Consider the following 20,269-nt stretch of genomic DNA (forward strand, 5'->3'; position numbering starts at 1 on the left):
CAACGATACAGGACGGAACTTGCCCCGATGACCACAATCCCACCGCTGACCCCGCAACCGCAGGTTCAGGCGTTCCTTGCCACCCGCCGGTCCCGCCCCTCCAAAACCCTGCGCACCCCCGCGCCGGATGCGGCGGCCCTGACCCCGATCCTGACGGCGGCGCTGCGCGTGCCGGATCATGGCAAGCTGGAACCCTGGCGGCTTCTGGTGATGCAGGGGGCCGCGCTGACGCGTCTGGCAGAGATGACGGTTGACCTGGGCACCCGGCAGGGGCGGGATGCCGACAAGCTGACGAAGGCCCACGCGATGTTCGCCGAAAGCCCCCTGATCGTCGCCGTCGTGGCCAGCCCCAAAGCCTCCGACAAGATCCCCGAAGTCGAACAGACGCTCAGCGCCGGGGCGCTCTGCCTCGGCCTCGTGAACGCGGCGCAGGCGGCGGGATGGGGCGCGAACTGGCTGTCGGGCTGGATGGCCACGGACCGCGACTGGCTGTCGGCGGGGCTGTCGCTGGCCGACACGGAATGGGTCGCGGGGTTCATCGTCCTTGGCACCGAAACCGCCGTGCCGCCCGACCGCCCGCGCCCCGACCTGGACGCCATCACCACTTGGGTCGACGCATGATCGACGATATCCTGAAGGCCCTCGGCCAGATCGGTGATCCCCGGTTTCGCAGCGTCCTGCTGCGGGGCGTCGGCCTGTCGCTGGCCCTTCTGATCGGGTTTTCGGCGGTCCTGATCTGGGGGGCGCAGGCATTGGTCGGCCCGTCTGTCACGCTGCCGTTTCTGGGCGAGGTGACCTGGCTCGACAACGCGGCTGGATGGGCCGCCGTGCCCTTCACCCTGATCGCGTCGGTCTTCCTGATGGTGCCCGTCGCCTCGGCCTTCACCGGTCTCTTTCTGGACCGCATCGCGCAGGCCGTCGAAGACCGCCACTATCCCGGCCTGCCCCCGGCCCGCACCCAACCCTGGGGCGAGGCCCTGCGCGAGACGGCGGGGTTTCTGGGCCTCGTCCTGGGCGTGAACCTTCTGGCGCTCATTGCCTATCTGTTTTTGGCACCCTTCGCGCTCTTCATCTTCTGGGGGGTGAACGGGTTCCTTCTGGGCCGCGAATACGCGCAGATGGTGGCCGCCCGTCACATGCCCCGGGCCGAGGCCACGAAGTTCCGCAGTCGCCATCGTGGCGAAATCTGGCTGACGGGTGTCCTGATGGCGATCCCGTTGTCGGTGCCACTGCTCAACCTGCTGGTGCCGGTGGTCGGCGTGGCCGCCTTCACCCACCTGTTCCATCGTCTGGCGCGCTAGTTCGCCGCCGGGCGTCCCGTCAGGGCGCGCAGGTCGTCGATGGTGACCACGCCTGCGACGATGGCCCAGACCAGCGGCCCCCAAAGGCACAGCGCGATCCCCGTGGCCCAGAGAACGCGCCGACCCAGCCGGAACTCCATCGGGCTGGAGACATGGGTGCCGGGCACACGCTCACCATTGTCGCCCTGGGTATTCTGGCCGATCTGAAGACCGATGAGGAACACCATGGCCCAGACCATGGCAAAGAGGACGAAGGCCGAAAAGATACCCATCAGGCGGCCCCCCCGGCGACTTCTTCCAACTCGACCAGGGTGCCGGTGAAATCCTTCGGATGCAGGAACAGGACCGGGTTGCCATGCGCCCCGATCTTCGGCTCCCCGTTGCCCAGGACGCGCGCACCCGACGCCAGCAGCTGATCCCGCGCCGCCAGTATGTCAGTTACCTCATAGCAGACGTGGTGGATGCCGCCCGAGGGGTTCTTGGCCAGGAACCCGGCAATCGGACTGTCGTCGCCCAAGGGATGCAGCAACTCGATCTTGGTATTTGGCAATTCGATGAAGACGACGGTCACGCCGTGGTCGGGTTCGTCCTGCGGCGGGTTCACATGGGCGCCCAGGGTGTCGCGATATTGCGCGGCGGCGGCCTCCAGGTCCGGCACGGCGATGGCCACGTGATTCAATCTGCCGATCATGTCGATCCCCCTGTTGCGGTCGGGGGCGTTATGGGCGCGCAAACCCGCTCCTGCAAGATCGCGGGCGGCCGTTCATCTTTCGTTAGGGATGATGGCGGCAAAGTGGCGCACACCCCGAGGAGAGATTCGCCATGCCCGTGCAGAACCTGCCCGATCCCGACTTCGGCCACCGACTTGCGCCGACCGCTCAGCGCCCGCTTCTGGGCCAGACCGTGCTTCTTGTCGAAGACAGCCGCTACGCCTCCGAGGCGGTGCGCATGCTTGCCTTGCGCTCGGGCGCCCGTATCCGCCGCGCCGATTGCATCGCCAGCGCAGAACGCCACCTGGGCACCTATCGCGCCGGGGTCGCCATCGTCGACCTGGGCCTGCCCGACGGCGATGGCCTGTCGCTTATCCGGCGGCTGGCACGGGCGACGCAACGCCCGACCGTCCTTCTCGCCACCTCGGGGCAGGACGCCGCCGACGTCGAGGCGGCTGCCATCGCCGCGGGGGCCGATGACTTCCTGCCCAAACCCATCGAAAGCCTTGCCGCCTTTCAGCAGATCATCCTGCGCCATCTGCCCGCCGATCTTTGGCCCAAGGGCCTGCGCATCGTCGGCAACGAAGAAATCCGTCCCGACCGCCTCGCCCTGACCGAAGACCTCGCCTATGCCGGCCGCCTTCTGGAGGAAGACGGCGTGGAGCTGGACTTCGTCACCCGCTTCCTGACCGGTCTGGCGCGCACGGGCCGCGACCAGGTGCTGCTGGCCGAAACCGAAAGCCTCGCCAATCGCACGCTGGAGGAGGTGCGCCCCCATCTGCGCCGGATGATCGCCGAACGGCTGGCCGCCCGACAGGTGATCTAGCCCGTCATCTCGCCAAGGGGTCGTTTCTGCCGCCCCGCCGCACCGAAGTTCGCGGGCGCAAGCCAGCTTCGGTGCGCCGCCCGCAGCCGGGGCCAATCGGCGTCGATGATCGCGAACCAGGCGGTATCCCGGTTCTGTACCCGCACGATCATGTGCTGGCGGAACGTGCCCTCATAGGTGAACCCCAGGCGCAGCGCCGCACGACGCGACGGCGCATTCCCGGCGTTGCACTTCCACTCCACCCGCCGGAACCCGGCGGCAAAGCAGTGGTCGATCATCAGGTGAAGCGCCTCGGTCGCCTCGGGCGTGCGTTGCAACGACGGGGACAGGGCGATGTTCCCGATCTCGATCACGCCATTGGCGCGATCGACGCGCATGAACGATGCCACGCCGGCCCATCCCTCGGGCCCATCGATGGCATAGAAGGCCGGGTCGTCCCCCGCTGCCACTGTCTCGATCCAGTCGCGATAGGTTTGCAGGTCGTCAAACGGCCCATAGGCCATATAGGCCCAATGCTCCGCATCGCGCGGGTTCGCGGCATGCAGCGCCGCCGCATGGTCCGGCGTCAACCGCTCCAGCCGGGTCCGCGCGCCGACCATTCCAGAGGGCGGTGTCCAGTCCAGCGGGGTCCAATCGGCAAGGTCATCATTCATCCGCCCTGCACTAGCGCGGCGCCATGCGGATCGCGCCATCCAGCCGGATAACCTCGCCGTTCAGCATTGGATTGGTCGCGACATGTCCCACCAGAGACGCGAATTCCGCCGGGTTCCCAAGGCGCGAGGGATAGGGCACCTGCGCGCCCAGACTGTCCTGCACCTCCTGAGGCAGACCTTCCAGCATCGGCGTCAGGAACAGGCCGGGCGCAATCGCCACCACCCGAATGCCAAGCGACGCCAGATCGCGGGCCATGGGCAGGGTCATCGCCACCACGCCGCCCTTCGACGCGGCATAGGCGATCTGCCCTACCTGCCCCTCGAAGGCCGCGACCGAGGCTGTGTTGACGATCACCCCCCGCTCACCGTCCGGCCCGACCGGCGCCTGCCGCGCCATGATCGCGGCGGCGGCGGACGCGCAGTTGAAGGTCCCCGTCAAATTGATCGCGATGGTCTTGGCGAACAGGGTCGGGTCATGCACCCCGTCGCGCCCCACCGTCTTGGCGGCGGGGGCGATGCCCGCGCAATTGACCATCAGGTCCAGGCGTCCATCGCCCGCCACCTCTGCCAGCGCCGCCGCGCAGGCCGCCGCATCGGTCACGTCGACCCTGTGGAAGGTGCCGCCGAGGTCGCGCGCCAGGTCCGCGCCGGCCGCGTCCAGATCCAGAATCGCCACCGATCCGCCAGCCGCCGCGATATGCCGCGCCGTCGCGGCCCCAAGGCCGCCCGCGCCGCCGGTGATGGCCGCCCTGCATGCTCCGATGTCCATGCCGTCCTCCCGCTGATACCTGCGCCGCGACCCTAGCGACGCCGGAGGTCAGCGCAAGTCGGGGGCCGTGATCGCCGCGCGGATACGGGTGTCGGTGTCGTCGCTGTCAGCCGAGATGCCGACGCCTACCAGAACCCCGGGCGCGCCCCCGAAAGCACGCGCGTAATCCGCGGCCAGATCGACCCGTTCACCATGCTGGCCGGTTCCGGCCTGGCGCAGCACGATGGTCTTCAACCCCGGCAGATAGGGGCTGTCCTGCAACGTCCCGCGCGCATCGTCATCGCCCCAGACATAGACCAGAACCTTGGTGTTCGGATCGCGCAGCAACCGCGTCGCGCGGTTCGGGTTCGCCGTCGCGGCCGTCTGGGGATCGGTCCAGGCAAAATAGATTGCAAGGTTGCGATCATCCCCGCCTTTCCGGCGCAGGTCCGTCGCGGGCACGCTTTCGGCCACCGACCACGTCCAGGAGGCCTGGGTCGACCCGCGCAACCCCTCGGGCACCGCCCGCCACAGCAGCGAGACCGTCCCGTCCGAGCCGACCTGCAAACTGCCGCCCCCCTGGGTGTAATCGTTGGATGAAAAGCGCAGGAACCCCTGCTCGCGCCAACTGCCGTCGAACGACAGGGTCGCGGCGGCAAGGGGCGCGGCGAAGACGGCGGCAGCACAGGCCAGAGCGAGTTTTTTCATGAGCCAAGCCTAACCCATCCGCCGCATTTGTCCCGTCACGTCCCCGTGACAGGCCGGCGGATGCCCACGCGGCCACAACACCCCATCAAACCTGTGGAGAAGCCCAAATCGGGGCTGGACAGGGACTCCGCCACCCTCCACCATATCTGGTATGGAAAACGCGGCGCCGTCATAAGGGTCGTGTTCCCTCCTAGACCTATGGCCCCAGCGGAAGGGTGAGACATGCTCCACCATCGCCAGCAATTCTCCGACACCGGCGACCTGCATCCGATCGATCTGGTCGAGACGGTTGCCGAATCCCAGGATTGGGATTTCGACCGCGTCGGCGAAGACCAGATCGCCATGGTGGTCGAGGGGCAGTGGCGCAGCTATTCCGTCACCCTCGCCTGGTCACCCACCGACGAGACGCTCCGCCTGATCTGCTGCTTCGAGATGGAGCCGCCGGAGACCAGCCTCCCGCGCCTTTACGAGGTGCTGAACCTCGCCAATGACGAATGCTGGGCCGGGTCCTTCACCTATTGGGCCGGGCAGAAGATGATGGTCTACCGCTACGGCCTCGTGCTGGCGGGCGGCGTCTGCGCCCAGACCGAGCAGATCAACCAGATGGTCGCCGAGGCGATCCTGGCGGGCGAACGCTACTATCCGGCCTTCCAGTTGGTGTGCTGGGGCGGGCGCGCGCCCGAGGTCGCCATGCAGATCGCCATGGCCGAGGCCTACGGCCACGCCTGACCCTTGCGCCCGCCGCCGTCGCCACTAGGCTCGCGGGCAAACCGGGAGGGCACCATGGATTTCACCGAACTCGACACGCGCGGCCTCGTGCTTCTGGGTTGCGGCAAGATGGGCGGCGCGATGCTGGCCGGATGGCTCGACCGGGGCTTGTCCGCGTCGGCTGTCACGGTGATCGACCCGAACCCCTCCGATTGGCTGACGGGCACCGGGGTCGCGCTGAACACACCCCTGCCCCCAAGCCCCGCCGTCGCCCTGATCGCCGTGAAACCGCAGATGATGGGCGCCGCACTGCCCGCATTGCAGTCGCTGACGGACACGCTTTTCGTCACGGTGGCGGCGGGCACGCCGCTTTCGGCCTATGCGGCGGCCTTCGGCGCATCGGCCCGCGTGGTCCGCGCCATGCCCAACACCCCCGCCGCCGTGGGGCGCGGCATCACCGCCATCATCGGCAACGCCGCCGCGACCCCCGCCGATCTGGACCTGGCCCAGGGGATGCTCGCCGCCGTGGGCGAGGTGGTGCGGCTCGACACCGAGGACCAGATGGATGCCGTCACCGGCCTTTCGGGCTCCGGTCCGGCCTATGTCTTCCACGTGATCGAGACGATGGCGGCGGCGGGCGTGGCCCAGGGCCTGTCCCCCGACCTCGCCCTGCAACTGGCCCGCGCCACCGTGGCCGGGGCGGGCGCGCTGGCCATGACCGGCGAAGACCCGGGGCAATTGCGCGTCAACGTCACCTCGCCCAACGGGACGACCCAGGCCGGGCTGGAGGTTCTGATGAAAGAGCTTCCCGACCTCATGACCCGCACCGTCGCCGCCGCCGCCGACCGCAGCCGGGAGCTTCGGGGATGAGCCTCGACTTCGACGATTTCCTCAAGGTCGACATCCGCGTGGGCCGCGTGACCCGCGCCGAACCCTTCCCCGAGGCGCGCAAGCCCGCCATCAAGATGTGGATCGACTTCGGCGGCGACATCGGCGAGCGCAAGACCTCGGCCCAGGTCACCGCGCATTATTCACCCGAAACGCTGATCGGCCGACAGGTGGTGGCCGTCGTCAACTTCGCACCCCGCCAGATCGGCAAGTTCATGTCCGAAGTCCTGGTCCTCGGCCTGCCCGACGCCGATGGCGAAGTCGTCCTTCTGTCACCCGACCAACCCGTGCCCGAGGGGGGGCGCATGCATTGAAACTCCTGATCAGCCGCGCCCTTCCCGACAGCATCATGGTCGCCGCACGCGACCGCTTCGACGTGACCTGCCGCGACACGACCGCGCCCATGGACCTCGCCGAATGCCGAGCCGCGCTGGCCGATCACGATGTCATCCTGCCGACCCTGGGGGACGCCTTCACCAGCGGGGCCTTCACCGGCCCGATCCGCGCCCGGGGGCTGGCCAACTTCGGGGTCGGCTACAATCACATCGACGTCGCCGCGGCGCGGGCCGCGGGGCTTGTGGTGACCAACACCCCCGGGGCCGTGACCGATGCCACCGCCGACACCGCCATGACACTGATTCTGATGGCCGCCCGCCGCGCGGGCGAGGGCGAGCGGATGGTGCGCGCCGGCCTCTGGGAAGGCTGGCACCCGGTCCAGATGCTCGGCATGCATGTCTCGGGCAAGACCGTGGGCATCATCGGCATGGGCCGCATCGGCCAGGCCATCGCCCGGCGCTGTGCCGCAGGCTTCGGGATGCAGGTCGTGTTCTGGAACCGCTCGCCCAAGGCGGTGGCGGACGCGCGGCAACTGGCAACCGTCGCCCAGGTCTGCGCCGCCGCCGATATCGTCGTCACCGCGGTCGCCGCCACGCCCCAGACGCGTCATGTCATCGACGCCACAGCCCTGGCCGCGATGCAACCCCATGCCATCCTGGTGAACATCGCGCGCGGCGACGTGGTGGACGAGGCGGCGCTGATCGACGCGCTGCAATCGGGCCGGATCGGCGGCGCGGGCCTCGACGTCTATGAACGCGAACCGATCGTGCCCGACGCCCTGCGCGCCCTCGAAAACGTGGTGCTGCTGCCCCATCTGGGCACCGCCGCGCTCGAGGTACGGGAAGACATGGGTCGCATGGCGCTCGACAACGCCATCGCCATCGCCGAGGGGCGCACTCCACCGAACCCGGTATGATCTGGGTCGGCCACGACACCCCGCTCGGGCGCATCCTTCTGGTGGGCGACGGCACTGCCATTGCCCGATTGGATTGGCCGGGCACCGCGCCCGACCCCACCTGGACCGAAGACCCGAACGCCTTTGCCGAAGCCCGCCGCCAGATCGACGCCTATTGGAACGACGGCCACAGCGCCTTCGACCTGCCGCTTCGCCCCAAGGGCACACCGTTCCAGCGCCGCGTCTGGCACGCGCTTCAGGCGATCCCTCCGGGCCAGACCGTCAGCTATGCCCATATCGCCGCCGCCATCTGCCAGCCCCGGGGCACCCAGGCTGTGGGTCAGGCCAATGGCGCGAACCCCATCCCGATCCTGATCCCCTGCCACCGTGTCGTGGCCGCCGACGGCTCCCTCGGTGGCTTCTCGGGCGACCTGTCGGACAAACGCAGGCTCCTCGCCCACGAACGCGCGCCCCATCAGACCGACACGCCGCGCCTGATCTGACCCTTCTCTGCTTTGCAAATACTCCGGGGGAGCGCGAGGGGGCCGGCCCCCTCGCTCCCGCCCTCAGATCCCGTCGATACAGACGTATTTCGTCTCGAGGTAATCCTCCAACCCCTGCGATCCGCCCTCCTTGCCAAGGCCCGACTCCTTGACCCCGCCAAAGGGCGCCTCAACGGTCGTGATCAGTCCCGAATTGATCCCGATCATCCCGTATTGCAGCCCCTCGTTCAGGCGGAACGCCCGGCCCAAGTCCGACGTGTAGGCATAGCAGGCCAGGCCATAGACCGTGTCGTTGGCCATCGAGATCGCCTCCTCCTCGGTCTCGAAGCGGAACACCGGGGCCAGGGGGCCGAAAATCTCTTCGGTGGCGAACTTCATCGCCTGGGTCGCCCCGGTCATCACCGTCGGCTCGAAGAAGGTGCCGCCGTTGCCGTGCCGTCCGCCGCCGGTCTCGACCCGGGCGCCCTTGGCCTTGGCGTCGGCGACGAATTCCTCGACCTTCTCGACCGCGTCCATGTCGATCATCGGCCCCTGTTCGACACCTTTCTCGCGCCCGTCCCCGACCTTCATCGCCTTCGTCTTCTCGACCAGCTTGGCGACGAAGGCGTCATGGATGCCCGACTGCACATAGATGCGGTTGGCACAGACACAGGTCTGGCCCGCATTGCGGAACTTCGACACCATCGCGCCCTCGACCGCCTTCTCCAGATCGGCGTCGTCGAACACGAGGAAGGGCGCGTTGCCGCCCAGCTCCATCGACACCTTCTTGACCGTGTCGGCAGCCCCCCGCATCAACTCCTTGCCCACCTCGGTCGAGCCGGTGAAGGTGATCTTGCGGACCTCGAAACTCTCCATCATCGCCTTGGAAATCTCGCGCGCCGACCCGGTGACGACGTTGACCACCCCCTTGGGATAGCCCACCTCCTCGCACAGCGCGCCCCAGGCCAGTCCCGAATAGGGCGTCGCCGTCGCGGGCTTGGCCACCACGGTGCAGCCGACGGCCAGCGCGGGCGCGATCTTGCGTGCCAGCATCGACGACGGGAAGTTCCAGGGCGTGATCATCCCGACCACCCCAATGGCATGCTTGGTCACCAGGATGCGCCGCCCGTTGACCCCGGCGGGCACGATCTCGCCCTTGGCGCGGCGCGCTTCTTCCGCGAACCAGCGGACGTATTGCGCCCCGATGGCGATCTCGCCCATCGATTCCGCCATGGGCTTGCCCATCTCGACGGTCAGCAGTTCGGCCAGATCCTTCTGGTTGTCCATCAGCGCGTCGTGCAGCTTCCACAACAGGTTGCACCGCTCCATCAGGGACATGTCCCGGAACCCCGGAAAGGCGGCCGAGGCGGCGTCGATGGCCCGCTCGGCTTCGGCCTTGCCGCCCTTGGGGATGGTCCCGATGACCGACCCGTCCACCGGGTTCGTCACGTCGATGGTGGCCCCGCCGTCCGCGCCGACCCATTTGCCGTCGATAAGATTTGCCTGCTTCATCCAGTCGGTGAACGCCATGGGTCTAGTCCTTTGAAAAGGTGAAAGTCGTGATTTGATGATAGGTCTCGCCGGGGCGCAGGCCACAGTCGGGAAAGTCGTCATGGTTGGGCGCATCGGGCCAGACCTGCGGCTCCAGCGCGACGCCGGCATGAGGGCCATAGCGCCGCCCGTCCAGCCCCGGCACCGGCGTGTTCAGCTTGGCGCCGTCATAGACCTGCAACCCCGGCTCGGTCGTGGCGATGGCCATCGACAGGCCCGGCGCATGCAGCACCGCCACATCGCGCAGCGGCCCGCGCGCGTCCGACAGGCAGAGGTTGTGATCCAGCAATCCCGCCCCCGGCAGGCTCCGCCCCGCGCGGAAATCGAACTCCGTCCCCGCCACATCGGCCACGCCCGTCGGGATCAGGTCGTCGTCCACGGGCACATAGCAGTCCGCCGCGACGGTCAGATAATGGTCCGACACGTCCGCCGACCCCGACAGGTTCCAATAGCTGTGATGCGCGATGTTGCAGAGCGTCGGCGCCTCGCAGGTCGCGGTATACTCGACCCGAAGGCAGGCCCCGGGCGCACAGGTGAACAGCGCCTCGATCCGCATCGCGCCGGGAAACCCCATTTCGCCATCGTCCAGATCGATGCCGAAGCGGATGTGATCCGACCCGCGCTCCAGCACGTCCCAGACCCGCTTGCCGATGCCCGCCGATCCGCCGTGCAGTGTGTGTCGGCCCAGGAAATTCGGGTCGGTGCGATGCTCCACCCCGTCCAGCGTGAAGCGCGCGTTGCCGATCCGGTTGGCCACCCGCCCCGCCGTCGCGCCCATATAGCTGGAATGCCCGGCGGCATAGTCGCCCAGAACGGCTAGCCCCAGGACCAACGGATGCCCGACCCCGTCCAGTCGCAGGTCGACCAGCGCGGCCCCCCACTCGGTAAAGGTCGCCGTCAGGCCGTGGCCCGAAATCACATGTCGGTTCAGATCCATTCCGCGTCCCTAGTCCAAGCCGAGGTGCGCCGCCACGGTGCGCGCCGTCATTTCCGAAACACGGGCATTCGCCTCGACCGTGACGCCGCCGATATGCGGTGTCAGGATCAGGTTGGGAACGCCAGCAAAAGAATTGTCCGCGCCCAGAGGCTCCATCTCGAAGGTATCGAGCGCCGCCCCGGCCAGGTTGCCCGACCGCAGTGCCGCGCAGAGCGCCGCCTCGTTCACCACGCCGCCCCGCGCCGCATTGATTACAACCGCCCCCTTTTTCATCGTGGCCAGCGCCCGCGCGTCCAGCATGTGCCGCGTCTCCTCGGTCAGCGGCACATGCAGCGACAGCACGTCCGCTGTCGCGATCACCTCGGCCAGCGGGCATTCGGTCGCGCCGGGAAACCCGCGCGTATAGGGGTCGTGGGCGATGCAGGTCATGCCGAACGCCCGGGCCAGTTCCGCCGTCTTGCGCGCGATCTCGCCATAGCCGATCAGGCCAAGGGTCTTGCCCGCAATCTCCCGTCCCTTGCCCGCCGGCCCGCGCGGCCAGGTCCCCGCCTCCATCGCGGGCCGCATCATATACGCTCCGCGCAGCAGGACCGCCGCCGTCGTCACCACGTACTCCGCCACCGACAGCGTGTTGGCCCCGGTGGCCGGGAAGACGGTGATGTCGCGGGCGGCACAGCCCTCCATGTCGATATTGTCGAGGCCGACACCAAGCCGCCCGACACAGGTGAACCCCGCGTCCAAGAGGTCGCCGCGCACCTGCGTCCGGTTGCGCACGATGATCGCCTGCGCCGATCCGATCAGCCGCGCCAGGTCTTCGGGCCGATCCGGCAGGTCCGGCTCATAGGTCACCTCGCTGCGGGCGCGCAGCCAGTCGACCCAGGTGTCGTCCATGAATTCGGTGATCAGTATCATCGCACATATCTTTCACTTTTGACCCGCAAGGGTGCGCAAATCGCGTCGGACGTATATCCGACGTAGATCACCCGTGGATCACCCATCAAATCCCCCGTGCCTGCAGGTCGATGGCATGGCCCGACCGCGCCGACTCCTCGGCCGCCTCGCCCACCAGAACGGACCAATATCCATCTTCCAGCGACACCTCGGGCCGCCCCTTTCCGGTCCGCACCAGATCGCAGAAACGCTGGTGCTGAAAGAAGGTCGAGCCGTGGTGGTCCCCCGCGATCAGCAAGGCCTCGGGGGTGTGGATCACCTCCCGCACCTCCTGCTTCAGGGCCCGGATCGAGGTCACGAATTCCGCTTCGCGCGGCTGCCCGTCCGGCGCGAACCGCGCAGGCCCCGGAATGAACGCCTCACAGCGCGCATTGGGCCCGGTGACCGCCACGCTCTCCTGCCAATAGGAGCCTTCGGCGAACATGCACAGGTCCAGCATCCCCCTGGTTCCATTGGCAAAATCCACCACGACATAGGCGTTGTCGATGATGTCCGGAATACCCCCGGCATAGCGTTCGTCCCGGTGGTTCACGTCCACGCCGGCACTGGCATAGACCCGGATCGGGTCGGATTGCAGCAGCAGGCGCATCAGGTCCCAGAAGTGACAGCACTTCTCGACCAGCGTCCCGCCGGTGCGCGCGTTGAAGCGGTTCCAGTCGTTGACCTTGGGCAGGAACGGAAAGCGGTGTTCGCGGATCGACACCATGCGCGGTGCGCCCATCTCCTCGCCCGCCACGGCTTGCAGCAGCCGCTGGATCGGCGGCATGTAGCGGTATTCCATCGCCACCCAGATCGGCGCGACCCGCCCCTGCGCCTGGCTCAGCAGGTCGCGGCAATCCGCCGTCGTCGTCGCCAGCGGTTTCTCCACCAGGATCGGCTTGTCCGTTGCCAGCAATCGCTGGACAATTCCCGCATGCAGGTCATTGGGCGCCGCGATCAGGAAGACATCGCACAGGTCCGCCGCGATCATCTCCTCGGGGTCGGCAAAGGCCCGCGCCCCCGACAGTCCGGCCGAGGCCTTGCGCATCCCCTCGTCCGGGTCGGCCACGGCGGACACCGTCGCCCCGTCCAGAAGGGCGATGTTGCGGATATGCTCCTGCCCCATCATCCCCGCGCCGATCAGGCCGTAGCGGATCATCGCGCGGCTCCCAGTTCGACCACATCGATACCAAGACCCGCTGCTACCCCGCGCAGCGCCTCGGCATGGTCGCCGTAGGCCAGCGCCATGTGATGCTCCAGCCCCGTGGCCATCACGTCGTCGCAGACCGCCCCCGCCGGGTTGTCGAACTGCACGACGCCCGATGTGCCGGTGAAGGCCATGGGCCGGTCCAGCACCGCGCCCGTCGCGATGACGGCTTGGGGTCGGCCGTAGGCCTGACTGAGCCGGAAGAGCGTGACCCGCCCGGCTTTCAGCGGAAACTCCAGCAAGAGCGCCTGTTTGCGATTGGTGTGGATCGTCGCATCCGGCGCCTTGGCCGCCATCGACACGGGCGCCTGACCGCAATGCCAGACGACCCCGGTCTCGCCGTCCATGTCCACCAGATCGGCCAGGAAGACCGGCGCATCGGCCACGTCCTGAAGGATGGCCTGCGTCACCGCGCCGTAGACATCCGCCTCGCAGGCACAGGGCGTGCGCGCCTCGCCCAGCATCGACACCGGCCCGCAGACCGCGCCGCCGTATTCGGTGAAGGTCTCGGGCCAGCAGCGGATGGCCATGGCGTCGAAGCGAAATTCGGATTTCAGCGCATCGAGCGCCCCCGCCAGCCGCAGCGACCGGTCGAGTTCACCCTTGTCCAACGTCTCCACCCCGCCCAGACCGGCGGCCTTCGCGGCATAGGGCGCAACGGCGTCATCCGGAAGCGCCCGCGCCCGGTCGAACAGGTCGGGCAACTCGAGCTCGGTCACCTCGGCCCCGGTCAGATCGCGCAACGCCGCCTTGTCATAGGCGCAGGTGTCGAAGCCGCCGGGCCGCTCTCCGATCCGCGCGATTTTCAGGTCGCGGCGGATCGCACGCGGCGTCGCCGCGGAGGGGCTTCCGAACCTCGGCGCGACCTCGGCCCCGGACAGGAGCGCGTCGAGGTCGACGGCATCTCCGTAAGCGAACGCGAACCGACGGTCGTTCAGGCCCAGGGCATGGGACAGAAGGTTCAGGCCGCAGAACGCATTGAGCCGAAGGCGCCCGCCGGTGCGCGGCTCGGGCACGGCCCAGATCGCGACGCGGCCCCGATGCGCTGTCGCAGCCCGCGTGGCAAAGGCGGCATCGGTGAAGGTGACCTGAAGGATCAGCAGGACATCCGCCTCGGCCGTCGCGGTCAATGCCACATCGTCAGCCTCCATCAGCAAATGGCGCGGCCCGACGATCTGGTGACCGGACGCATCCAGCGCGGCCAGCATCATGGCCAGTTTTTCCTCGGCATAGGCAACATCGAAGGTCGGACGCGCCAGCGGTAGCAACCCGATTTTCATTCAGAACCCCGCATAGCCGTGGCGGAAGCCTGCCGTGGGATCGACGAATGCCCCGCCGTCGCCGCCATAGCATTCATGCGCCTGCCAAGGCGTTGCCCGCGCATCGGTCAGCGCGTTGAGCTCGGCCATGTAGGGCACGCTGTCGCGCCGCAGCCCCGCCTCCATCGCGTCCCAGTCGGGATAGGACCGGAACGCATCCAGCCAGATCGCCCGCCCCGCCAGATAGCCCGAGGCCCCGGCGGCATAGGCGTATTCCAGCACCGTCTTGAAATCGGCCTTGCCCGCGCCCGCCGACAGCATGACCCAGGGCCGCCCGGCCAGACGCCCCATCTCGTCGAAGAGGGCCTGCACCGACGCATCACCGCCCGCAATCCCCTGGGCGGGCACCGGGCTTTCCAGCTTGAAGACATCGACGCCGTAGTCCGCCCCGGCAAAAGCCTCCACGCTGGCGAGCACATGGTCGGAATGCTTGGTCGCCATCTCGGTGTATTCGCTGGTCTGTTCGGCATCGCTGTCGACCGGATGGACCAGCAGTTCGAACAGGAACGGGATGTCGAGCGCGGCGCATGCCTCGCCCGTGCGCTTGACGAAATCGTGCTGCGCGGCCTTCACCTCGGCGCTGATGTCGGGGCGATACCAGGCCAGAACCTTGACCGCATCGCCGCCCATCCGCTTGATCTTGGCCACCGACCAGTCGTCGATCTCGGACGAATAGCGGCCTTGCCCGGTCTCGCGGAACAGGCTGTCTTCCAGCGTCACGATCAGGCCCTTGCGCGGGTCGAACGCCTGCCAGCCGTGGGGGATGGCATAGTGCGGGTCCAGAAGCATGGCCGTGGACGAAGGCTGCAACGCGGTCATCAACGTGGTCTTGGCGCGGGCCACATCCTCCCACGGGGCCTCGGGCGTGCCATGGTGGGCGGCGATCGGTCCCTTGATCGGCGGGCGTTGATCCACGGCCGTCATCTTGAAGCGACCGGCGTCGTCGGCCATGCGGCGAAAGCCGAGTTGCTTGCCCGGGGTAAGGGTCAGGGGCATGGGGTCTCCAGTTCGGAATGGGTCGGATAGGTGGTCCAGCCGCCCGCGCGGCTGCATTTGTGCGCGGCGGCGGTATTGGCGAAGGCCGAGGCGGCGGTCAGGTCGGCCCCCCGGCCCAGAGCCAGCGCAAAGGCCCCGTGCCACAGGTCGCCTGCGCCAAGCGTGTCGACGGCATGGACCTTGGGCGCGGGCACATGCGGGCCGTTCGCCCAATGCACGCCGTCTGGCCCGTCGGTATAGGCGACCTGCCCGGGCAGGCGCGCGGCGGCATCGGCCAGGGCGCGGGGCAGCGCATCGATCCCGGTGAAATCCCGCAGGCCGGGGGCCGAGAAGACCACATGCGTCGCCAGCGCGGCCAGGGGCGCGGGCGTGAATTTCTCGCCATCCAGAACGGCGGGGCGACCCGCCTTTCGGGCCGCGCGCAAGACGGCTTCGGTCGCCTGCGGCCAGCGGCAATCGGCCAGCGCCACGTCGAATTCGGGCACGGGGGGCGGCGTCTCGGGCAGGTCGCTGCCCGGGAAATTGACGATCATCCGCTCGCCGGCGCGGTCCACCATGACGGAACTCAGCGGCGTCGCCCCGCCCCGCGCAAAGGCCGGGCGCAGCCCCTGGGCCGTCAGCATCGCGGCCAGCTCGTCCCCTGTGGCATCGCGCCCGAGCCGGGTCATCAGCGTGACCTCGCCCCCCAGACGTGCGGCCCCCACGGCGGCATTGGCGGCACAGCCGCCGCCGATCCGCTCGAAGGCGAACGACCGGTGCTTGGCCCCGCCCTGCGGCAAGGTCTCGACCCGGTGGACATAGTCCATGACCGCGATGCCGCAGACCAGAACCCTCATCTGTCCACCGCCAGTCCCGACGGCACGGCGTCGGGCACACCCAGTCGTCCGCGCAGGCTTTCGGTCCCTTCCAGCGCGCCCAGAAACGCCACCAGATCCGCCACCTGACCCTCAGTCAGCGCCACCGGCGCGATGTCGACCGCCGCCGCGACGCGGGCCATTTCGCGCGCGTCGTCGCGCACCACGAAGTCGATGGCCGCCAACCAATCCGCCCGCGGCAAGCGCGCCGCTTCGGGCGTCCAGGCGTCGAAAGCCGCCCGTGGGTCGGCGTGGTGACGGATAATTCCTTCGAGCGTCGGATAGGCCCCGTTGTGGCCGTAAGGCGCGGTCAGGGTCACGTTGCGCAGCGACGGTGTGCGGAAGCGATAGGCGTCGGCCAGATCGTCGGTCTCGGCCATGCGGCCCACGTCGCGGACCACGGGATCGAAGCGTCGCGTCCGCCCGGGTCCGAAGGGCGGCAGGGCGAGGGCGTGGAAGTCGTGGTCGGTGAACAGCGGGCCGGAATGGCAACTGGCGCAATTGGCCACACCAAAGAACAGGTCGCGCCCTCGCTCTTGCGCCGGTGATAATGCCCCGTCCCCCGCCAGCCAGCGATCGTAGGGCGCATCCAGCGAGCGCCATTCGGAGTTCATGAAATCCGCGAGCGCGATGGCGATATGGGAAATCGTCACCTCTTCGGCGCTGTCGATGGGAAAGGCCGCGACGAACATCGCGCCATAGGCGGGGATGGTGCGCACACGCTTGGCCAGGATCGGCCAGCCCAGGTCGATCCGGTCGTTGACCGCCCCGATCACCTCGTTCTCGCCCACGTTGCCCGCCATCTCGAATTGCGCAGTCAGCGGGAAGATCGCCTGAACCGCCAGAAGGTTGGGCAGGTCGGCGGGCAGCCATTCCTCGGCCGGGCTGTCGTAGCCGGTGCCGTAGTGGTCCGACACCGACACGCGGCCATCGTGGAAGAACGTCTCGAACTCCACCGCGCCGATGTTCCACAGGCCCGGCGCGTTGCGCGGCACCCGCTTGGCGATCCGGTCGATCCCGGTGCCGGGCGTACGGCGCGGGCCCAGACCCACGCCCCCCTCGCCGATGCCAAGGCTGAGGCCGTCGGCGGTGCCCAGATCGGGATGGTGACAGGTGGCGCAGGCGATGTTGCGATTGCCCGACAGGATCGGGTCGTAGAACAGCAGCTGGCCGATCCGCGCCCGCGCCGCGTTGTAGTCGTGGAAAACCACCTCTTCCGCCTTGGCAGGCGTCATCGGCATCGCCAAACTCAGGCCGAGGAGGACCCCATGAAACACCTTGCCCTTGCGCTCATGCTGAGTGCGACCCCGGCGCTGGCCGATATCGAGGCCGCCCGCGACCTGATGGAGGCCAACCGTTTCGAGGAGGCACGCGCGGAGCTTTGGCCCGCCGCCCGGTCGGGCAACGCCGACGCCGAAGAGCTGATCGGGGTGATGTATGCCCTGGGTCTGGGCGTCGAAAAGGACGAGGTCCGCGCCTTCGAATGGTACCTGCGCAGCGCCATGAAGGGGCATCCGGGCGCGCAATCGGGGGTCGGCTGGTACTATGAGCTTGGCCTCGGGATGCCCGCGCCCGACCTGATCCGCGCCTACCTCTGGTATGCGCTCAGCACGATCGGAGGCGACCCCGACGCGGCGATGTCGCAGGAGGAGGTCATCAAGAAGATGACGCCTGAGGAAATCTCGAAAGCGCATGAGCTGATCGCGGACTACAAGGTCTGGATGTATCCGTTCCGCTAACGGGTCTTTTGCATCAAAAGGCCGACGGTCGCGACAACGGTCCGGATGGATGGCAGGGGGCGATGCACGACCGCCCCCCGCACGAAGGATCAGTTCAGTTCGGCGGCCCGACGGGCGTTCACACGCTCTTCGGCTTCGGCGATGGCGGCCCGGAACTCGGCCAGGATTTCGCCGCCGCCGTCGACATTGCTTTCGAACCATTCATAAACCGGCTGCGCGGCCTCCTGGAACGCCTGCTTTTCGGCGGGCGTCGGCACATAGACATCACCGCCGCCGGCCACGAAGGCCTCGTAGGCTTCGATCGACTTGCGCTTGGGGCTGGCGAAGGTCGCCTGCTGGAGCGCGGCGAAGCCGTCGACCACGACGCGCTTCATGTCGTCGTCCATCTCCTGGAACTTGGCGTTGTTCATCACCCAGATCGCGCCCATGTAACTGTGCCCGTCGAGGGTCAGGTATTGCAGCCCGGCCTCGGGGAACTTCATGCCCATGATGTCGGTGATGCCGTTGGCCGTCCCTTCGACAACGCCGGTCTGGAGCGAGGTGAACAGCTCGGGCCAGGCAATCGGCGTGGCCGACGCGCCAAGCGCCTGCGTCAGCTCGACCGCGAGATCGGCCTGGATCGTGCGCAGTTTCAGACCGGCAAGGTCGGAGGGCTGCTGCACCCGGCGTTCGGTGTTGGCAAAGCTGCGCCAGCCGCCGGTGTTTCCGATGGTCATCAGCCGCACGGTGTCGCCCGAATCCGCCAGCATGCGACGGCGCAAGTTGTCGGTGAGGTTCGTGCCGGTCAGCACCTCTTCGGCGATCCGGTCATCGCTCATCAGATAGGGCAGATCGAAGATCTGGATGTAGGGGAAGGCGCTCGCCGCACCGCCGGAGGTCGTGACATAGATGTCGATGGAGCCGTCGGCCACGCCCTGGATGCACTCCTCGCCGTTGCCGCAAAGCTGCGTGCCGATGAACAGCTCGACCGTGATCGCCCCGTTCGAGGCATTCTCGACATAGTTCTTGAACACCACAAGGCCGTCATAATCCTCGTCGTTCTCGTTCGAGTTGGCGGTCGCCCGCAGGTTGATGGCATGGGCGTCCGCCATGGCGAAGGTGGGAAGTGCTGTCACAGCGGCCAGCGCGCCTGCCTTGAGGATGTTGGTCAGTTTCATTTTGGTCTCTCTCCCTTTTTGGACCGATACTTATAGAAAGCCGAAAAAACGCGGCAATGTCAGTGATATGGCCGGAACGTAGGTGATCAGGAAGATCACGAATATCTCGACTGCGAGGAACGGCAGGATCGCGCGGGCGATGGTTTCCACCCGTTCGCCCGACACCGATGACGCCACGAACAGGACAAGCCCCATGGGCGGCGTGGCCAACCCCACGGTCAGGTTGACCGACATGATGATGGCGAAATGGACCGGATCGACGCCGAGCGACGTGAAGATCGGGCCCAGGATCGGGCCCAGGATGATGATCGCGGGTCCGGCATCGAGGAACATGCCGACCACGAACAGCAGCAGGTTGATCAAGAGCAGCAGGATCAGCGGATTGTCCGAAAGCGCCAGGATGAACGCGGCCAAGGCCTCGGGCGCATGGCTGAGCGCGACGACCGTCTTGAAGGCAAGCGCCGCGCCCACCAGCAGCAGCACGACAGAGGAAATCAGCGCCGCCTTGCCCAGCACCTCGGGCAGGTCACGGAACGTCATTTCCCTCAGGATGAAGATCGACACGATGGCCGCATAGGCGACGGCGATGGCGCTGGCCTCGGTCGGGGTAAAGATACCGCCAAGGATACCGCCCAGGATGATGACAGGCGTCAGCAGCGGGAAGAACGCCTTGAGCGACGCCTGACCCTTTTCGCCCCAGGTCGCCCGGCGCTTGAGCCCCGGAAAGGCGTCCGGCCTGCGACGTGCCATGACGTTGGTCACCAGCATCAGACCAATGCCCACCAGAACGCCCGGAACGATTCCCGCCAGAAATAGCGCCGCGACCGATTGCTCCATCACATAGGCATAGATGATCATGATGCCCGAGGGCGGGATGATCGGCCCGATGACCGACGACGCTGCGGTCACGGCGGCGGCGAACTTGCGGGTATAGCCCTCTTTCTGCATCGCGGGGATCAGCATCGACCCCAAGGCCGAGGTATCGGCCACCGCCGACCCCGACAGGCCCGCGAACAGCATCGACGACAGGATATTGACCTGCGCCAGCCCCGCGCGGAAATGCCCGACGCAGGCCTGGCTGAATTCGACCAGGCGCATGGTGATGCCGCCCCGGTTCATCATCTCGCCCGCCAGCATGAAGAACGGGATCGCCATCAGCGGAAAGCTGTCCATCCCGTTGTAGGTGTTGCGATAGAGCAGGACGAAGTCCTTCTCCTGCCCGTTCAGCCAGAGCAGCAGCCCGGGCGCCGCGAGCAGGGCAAAGAACACCGGCAGGCCGATCATCAGCAAAACAAGGAAGACGGGAAGGAACCAGACGAGCATC

At 67.6% G+C, this 20,269-nt stretch carries 24 protein-coding genes; 9 read left to right on the top strand and 15 right to left on the bottom strand.

Features of this window, described 5'->3' with window-relative positions; all coding sequences use genetic code 11:
- Nucleotides 1–27: 27 nt before the first annotated feature.
- Entirely contained in the window at nucleotides 28–621 is a 594-nt protein-coding gene (locus BM002_RS11955) for a nitroreductase family protein (RefSeq protein ID WP_092781166.1), read from the top strand.
- Nucleotides 618–1,301 (top strand): EI24 domain-containing protein, encoded by a 684-nt coding sequence (locus tag BM002_RS11960; RefSeq protein WP_092781169.1) that lies wholly within the window; start codon nucleotides 618–620, stop codon nucleotides 1,299–1,301. Before BM002_RS11955 ends, BM002_RS11960 begins: the two co-directional genes overlap by 4 nt.
- Here BM002_RS11960 and BM002_RS11965 read toward each other — a convergent pair.
- On the bottom strand, nucleotides 1,298–1,573 hold the full coding sequence (locus tag BM002_RS11965) for a DUF1467 family protein (RefSeq protein WP_092781172.1): 276 nt from the start codon (nucleotides 1,571–1,573) through the stop codon (nucleotides 1,298–1,300). The genes BM002_RS11960 and BM002_RS11965 overlap by 4 nt on opposite strands.
- The gene (mce, locus tag BM002_RS11970; RefSeq protein WP_092782159.1) at nucleotides 1,573–1,992 is read right to left on the bottom strand and encodes a methylmalonyl-CoA epimerase; all 420 of its coding nucleotides are present in this window, start codon (nucleotides 1,990–1,992) and stop codon (nucleotides 1,573–1,575) included. Before mce ends, BM002_RS11965 begins: the two co-directional genes overlap by 1 nt.
- Nucleotides 1,993–2,123: 131 nt before the next feature.
- Between mce and BM002_RS11975 the strand changes: the two genes are divergently transcribed.
- On the top strand, nucleotides 2,124–2,837 hold the full coding sequence (locus BM002_RS11975; RefSeq protein ID WP_092781175.1) for a response regulator: 714 nt from the start codon (nucleotides 2,124–2,126) through the stop codon (nucleotides 2,835–2,837).
- Here BM002_RS11975 and BM002_RS11980 read toward each other — a convergent pair.
- From BM002_RS11980 to BM002_RS11990, 3 genes are read right to left on the bottom strand one after another with little or no spacing between them, the layout of a single operon-like run.
- Complete coding sequence (locus tag BM002_RS11980) at nucleotides 2,834–3,490, bottom strand: GNAT family N-acetyltransferase (RefSeq protein WP_245749233.1); 657 nt, start codon at nucleotides 3,488–3,490, stop codon at nucleotides 2,834–2,836. The two genes, BM002_RS11975 and BM002_RS11980, sit on opposite strands and share 4 nt — an antisense overlap.
- A gap of 10 nt (nucleotides 3,491–3,500) precedes the next feature.
- Entirely contained in the window at nucleotides 3,501–4,259 is a 759-nt protein-coding gene (locus BM002_RS11985) for an SDR family NAD(P)-dependent oxidoreductase (RefSeq protein ID WP_092781181.1), read from the bottom strand.
- Between the two features lie 48 nt (nucleotides 4,260–4,307).
- The gene (locus tag BM002_RS11990; RefSeq protein ID WP_092781184.1) at nucleotides 4,308–4,946 is read right to left on the bottom strand and encodes a DUF3047 domain-containing protein; all 639 of its coding nucleotides are present in this window, start codon (nucleotides 4,944–4,946) and stop codon (nucleotides 4,308–4,310) included.
- Nucleotides 4,947–5,168: 222 nt separating this feature from the next.
- Between BM002_RS11990 and BM002_RS11995 the strand changes: the two genes are divergently transcribed.
- Genes BM002_RS11995 through BM002_RS12015 form a run of 5 tightly spaced genes read left to right on the top strand, consistent with a single transcriptional unit; the run spans nucleotide 5,169 to nucleotide 8,276 of the window.
- The gene (locus BM002_RS11995) at nucleotides 5,169–5,675 is read left to right on the top strand and encodes a type III secretion system chaperone family protein (RefSeq protein ID WP_092781187.1); all 507 of its coding nucleotides are present in this window, start codon (nucleotides 5,169–5,171) and stop codon (nucleotides 5,673–5,675) included.
- A 54-nt stretch (nucleotides 5,676–5,729) separates the two neighbouring features.
- On the top strand, nucleotides 5,730–6,524 hold the full coding sequence (gene proC, locus BM002_RS12000; protein ID WP_092781190.1) for a pyrroline-5-carboxylate reductase: 795 nt from the start codon (nucleotides 5,730–5,732) through the stop codon (nucleotides 6,522–6,524).
- Nucleotides 6,521–6,856: a tRNA-binding protein gene (locus BM002_RS12005; protein ID WP_092781193.1), complete on the top strand. Its 336-nt coding sequence runs from the start codon at nucleotides 6,521–6,523 to the stop codon at nucleotides 6,854–6,856. Before proC ends, BM002_RS12005 begins: the two co-directional genes overlap by 4 nt.
- Complete coding sequence (locus tag BM002_RS12010; RefSeq protein WP_092781196.1) at nucleotides 6,853–7,794, top strand: 2-hydroxyacid dehydrogenase; 942 nt, start codon at nucleotides 6,853–6,855, stop codon at nucleotides 7,792–7,794. The genes BM002_RS12005 and BM002_RS12010 overlap by 4 nt, the downstream gene beginning before the upstream one ends.
- Nucleotides 7,791–8,276, top strand: a complete 486-nt coding sequence (locus BM002_RS12015) for a methylated-DNA--[protein]-cysteine S-methyltransferase (RefSeq protein ID WP_092781198.1) — start codon at nucleotides 7,791–7,793, stop codon at nucleotides 8,274–8,276. Before BM002_RS12010 ends, BM002_RS12015 begins: the two co-directional genes overlap by 4 nt.
- A 63-nt stretch (nucleotides 8,277–8,339) precedes the next feature.
- Here BM002_RS12015 and BM002_RS12020 read toward each other — a convergent pair whose 3' ends face one another.
- The 8 genes from BM002_RS12020 to BM002_RS12055 all read right to left on the bottom strand — a co-directional run bounded on the left by BM002_RS12020 (nucleotide 8,340) and on the right by BM002_RS12055 (nucleotide 17,290).
- Nucleotides 8,340–9,785: an NAD-dependent succinate-semialdehyde dehydrogenase gene (locus BM002_RS12020; RefSeq protein WP_092781200.1), complete on the bottom strand. Its 1,446-nt coding sequence runs from the start codon at nucleotides 9,783–9,785 to the stop codon at nucleotides 8,340–8,342.
- Between the two features lie 4 nt (nucleotides 9,786–9,789).
- Nucleotides 9,790–10,743: an aldose epimerase family protein gene (locus BM002_RS12025; protein WP_092781202.1), complete on the bottom strand. Its 954-nt coding sequence runs from the start codon at nucleotides 10,741–10,743 to the stop codon at nucleotides 9,790–9,792.
- Between the two features lie 9 nt (nucleotides 10,744–10,752).
- Nucleotides 10,753–11,655, bottom strand: a complete 903-nt coding sequence (locus tag BM002_RS12030) for a hydroxyacid dehydrogenase (protein ID WP_092781204.1) — start codon at nucleotides 11,653–11,655, stop codon at nucleotides 10,753–10,755.
- A gap of 85 nt (nucleotides 11,656–11,740) precedes the next feature.
- Entirely contained in the window at nucleotides 11,741–12,832 is a 1,092-nt protein-coding gene (locus BM002_RS12035) for a Gfo/Idh/MocA family protein (protein WP_092781207.1), read from the bottom strand.
- On the bottom strand, nucleotides 12,829–14,160 hold the full coding sequence (locus tag BM002_RS12040) for a hypothetical protein (protein WP_092781210.1): 1,332 nt from the start codon (nucleotides 14,158–14,160) through the stop codon (nucleotides 12,829–12,831). Before BM002_RS12040 ends, BM002_RS12035 begins: the two co-directional genes overlap by 4 nt.
- On the bottom strand, nucleotides 14,161–15,195 hold the full coding sequence (locus BM002_RS12045; protein WP_092781213.1) for a tagatose 1,6-diphosphate aldolase: 1,035 nt from the start codon (nucleotides 15,193–15,195) through the stop codon (nucleotides 14,161–14,163).
- Nucleotides 15,186–16,031: a PfkB family carbohydrate kinase gene (locus BM002_RS12050; protein ID WP_092781217.1), complete on the bottom strand. Its 846-nt coding sequence runs from the start codon at nucleotides 16,029–16,031 to the stop codon at nucleotides 15,186–15,188. The genes BM002_RS12045 and BM002_RS12050 overlap by 10 nt, the downstream gene beginning before the upstream one ends.
- Complete coding sequence (locus tag BM002_RS12055) at nucleotides 16,028–17,290, bottom strand: cytochrome-c peroxidase (protein ID WP_092781221.1); 1,263 nt, start codon at nucleotides 17,288–17,290, stop codon at nucleotides 16,028–16,030. Before BM002_RS12055 ends, BM002_RS12050 begins: the two co-directional genes overlap by 4 nt.
- A gap of 27 nt (nucleotides 17,291–17,317) precedes the next feature.
- On the opposite strand from BM002_RS12055, the gene BM002_RS12060 reads away from it, so the two are divergent.
- Nucleotides 17,318–17,788: a tetratricopeptide repeat protein gene (locus BM002_RS12060; protein WP_092781224.1), complete on the top strand. Its 471-nt coding sequence runs from the start codon at nucleotides 17,318–17,320 to the stop codon at nucleotides 17,786–17,788.
- Between the two features lie 89 nt (nucleotides 17,789–17,877).
- Here the strand turns inward: BM002_RS12060 and BM002_RS12065 are convergent, their stop codons facing one another.
- Entirely contained in the window at nucleotides 17,878–18,945 is a 1,068-nt protein-coding gene (locus BM002_RS12065; protein WP_092781227.1) for a TRAP transporter substrate-binding protein, read from the bottom strand.
- A 30-nt stretch (nucleotides 18,946–18,975) separates the two neighbouring features.
- Nucleotides 18,976–20,268, bottom strand: coding sequence for a TRAP transporter large permease (locus BM002_RS12070; RefSeq protein ID WP_092781230.1), 1,293 nt, complete (start codon nucleotides 20,266–20,268; stop codon nucleotides 18,976–18,978).
- Between the last annotated feature and the right edge of the window lies 1 nt (nucleotide 20,269).

Source organism: Jannaschia pohangensis (assembly GCF_900113875.1).
In the GTDB taxonomy this organism is placed as follows: domain Bacteria; phylum Pseudomonadota; class Alphaproteobacteria; order Rhodobacterales; family Rhodobacteraceae; genus Jannaschia; species Jannaschia pohangensis.

Bases quoted from the DNA above. Each gene is read 5' to 3' on its own strand.
- BM002_RS12060 (WP_092781224.1), top strand. From the start codon at position 17,318: ATGAAACACCTTGCCCTTGCGCTCATGCTGAGTGCGACCCCGGCGCTG.
- proC (WP_092781190.1), top strand. From the start codon at position 5,730: ATGGATTTCACCGAACTCGACACGCGCGGCCTCGTGCTTCTGGGTTGC.
- BM002_RS11955 (WP_092781166.1), top strand. From the start codon at position 28: ATGACCACAATCCCACCGCTGACCCCGCAACCGCAGGTTCAGGCGTTC.
- BM002_RS11990 (WP_092781184.1), bottom strand. From the start codon at position 4,946: ATGAAAAAACTCGCTCTGGCCTGTGCTGCCGCCGTCTTCGCCGCGCCC.
- BM002_RS11985 (WP_092781181.1), bottom strand. From the start codon at position 4,259: ATGGACATCGGAGCATGCAGGGCGGCCATCACCGGCGGCGCGGGCGGC.
- BM002_RS11980 (WP_245749233.1), bottom strand. From the start codon at position 3,490: ATGAATGATGACCTTGCCGATTGGACCCCGCTGGACTGGACACCGCCC.
- BM002_RS11965 (WP_092781172.1), bottom strand. From the start codon at position 1,573: ATGGGTATCTTTTCGGCCTTCGTCCTCTTTGCCATGGTCTGGGCCATG.
- BM002_RS12045 (WP_092781213.1), bottom strand. From the start codon at position 15,195: ATGCCCCTGACCCTTACCCCGGGCAAGCAACTCGGCTTTCGCCGCATG.
- BM002_RS12050 (WP_092781217.1), bottom strand. From the start codon at position 16,031: ATGAGGGTTCTGGTCTGCGGCATCGCGGTCATGGACTATGTCCACCGG.
- BM002_RS12030 (WP_092781204.1), bottom strand. From the start codon at position 11,655: ATGATACTGATCACCGAATTCATGGACGACACCTGGGTCGACTGGCTG.
- BM002_RS11960 (WP_092781169.1), top strand. From the start codon at position 618: ATGATCGACGATATCCTGAAGGCCCTCGGCCAGATCGGTGATCCCCGG.
- BM002_RS12005 (WP_092781193.1), top strand. From the start codon at position 6,521: ATGAGCCTCGACTTCGACGATTTCCTCAAGGTCGACATCCGCGTGGGC.
- BM002_RS11995 (WP_092781187.1), top strand. From the start codon at position 5,169: ATGCTCCACCATCGCCAGCAATTCTCCGACACCGGCGACCTGCATCCG.
- BM002_RS11975 (WP_092781175.1), top strand. From the start codon at position 2,124: ATGCCCGTGCAGAACCTGCCCGATCCCGACTTCGGCCACCGACTTGCG.
- BM002_RS12070 (WP_092781230.1), bottom strand. From the start codon at position 20,268: ATGCTCGTCTGGTTCCTTCCCGTCTTCCTTGTTTTGCTGATGATCGGC.
- BM002_RS12055 (WP_092781221.1), bottom strand. From the start codon at position 17,290: ATGCCGATGACGCCTGCCAAGGCGGAAGAGGTGGTTTTCCACGACTAC.
- BM002_RS12065 (WP_092781227.1), bottom strand. From the start codon at position 18,945: ATGAAACTGACCAACATCCTCAAGGCAGGCGCGCTGGCCGCTGTGACA.
- BM002_RS12020 (WP_092781200.1), bottom strand. From the start codon at position 9,785: ATGGCGTTCACCGACTGGATGAAGCAGGCAAATCTTATCGACGGCAAA.
- BM002_RS12025 (WP_092781202.1), bottom strand. From the start codon at position 10,743: ATGGATCTGAACCGACATGTGATTTCGGGCCACGGCCTGACGGCGACC.
- mce (WP_092782159.1), bottom strand. From the start codon at position 1,992: ATGATCGGCAGATTGAATCACGTGGCCATCGCCGTGCCGGACCTGGAG.
- BM002_RS12040 (WP_092781210.1), bottom strand. From the start codon at position 14,160: ATGAAAATCGGGTTGCTACCGCTGGCGCGTCCGACCTTCGATGTTGCC.
- BM002_RS12035 (WP_092781207.1), bottom strand. From the start codon at position 12,832: ATGATCCGCTACGGCCTGATCGGCGCGGGGATGATGGGGCAGGAGCAT.
- BM002_RS12015 (WP_092781198.1), top strand. From the start codon at position 7,791: ATGATCTGGGTCGGCCACGACACCCCGCTCGGGCGCATCCTTCTGGTG.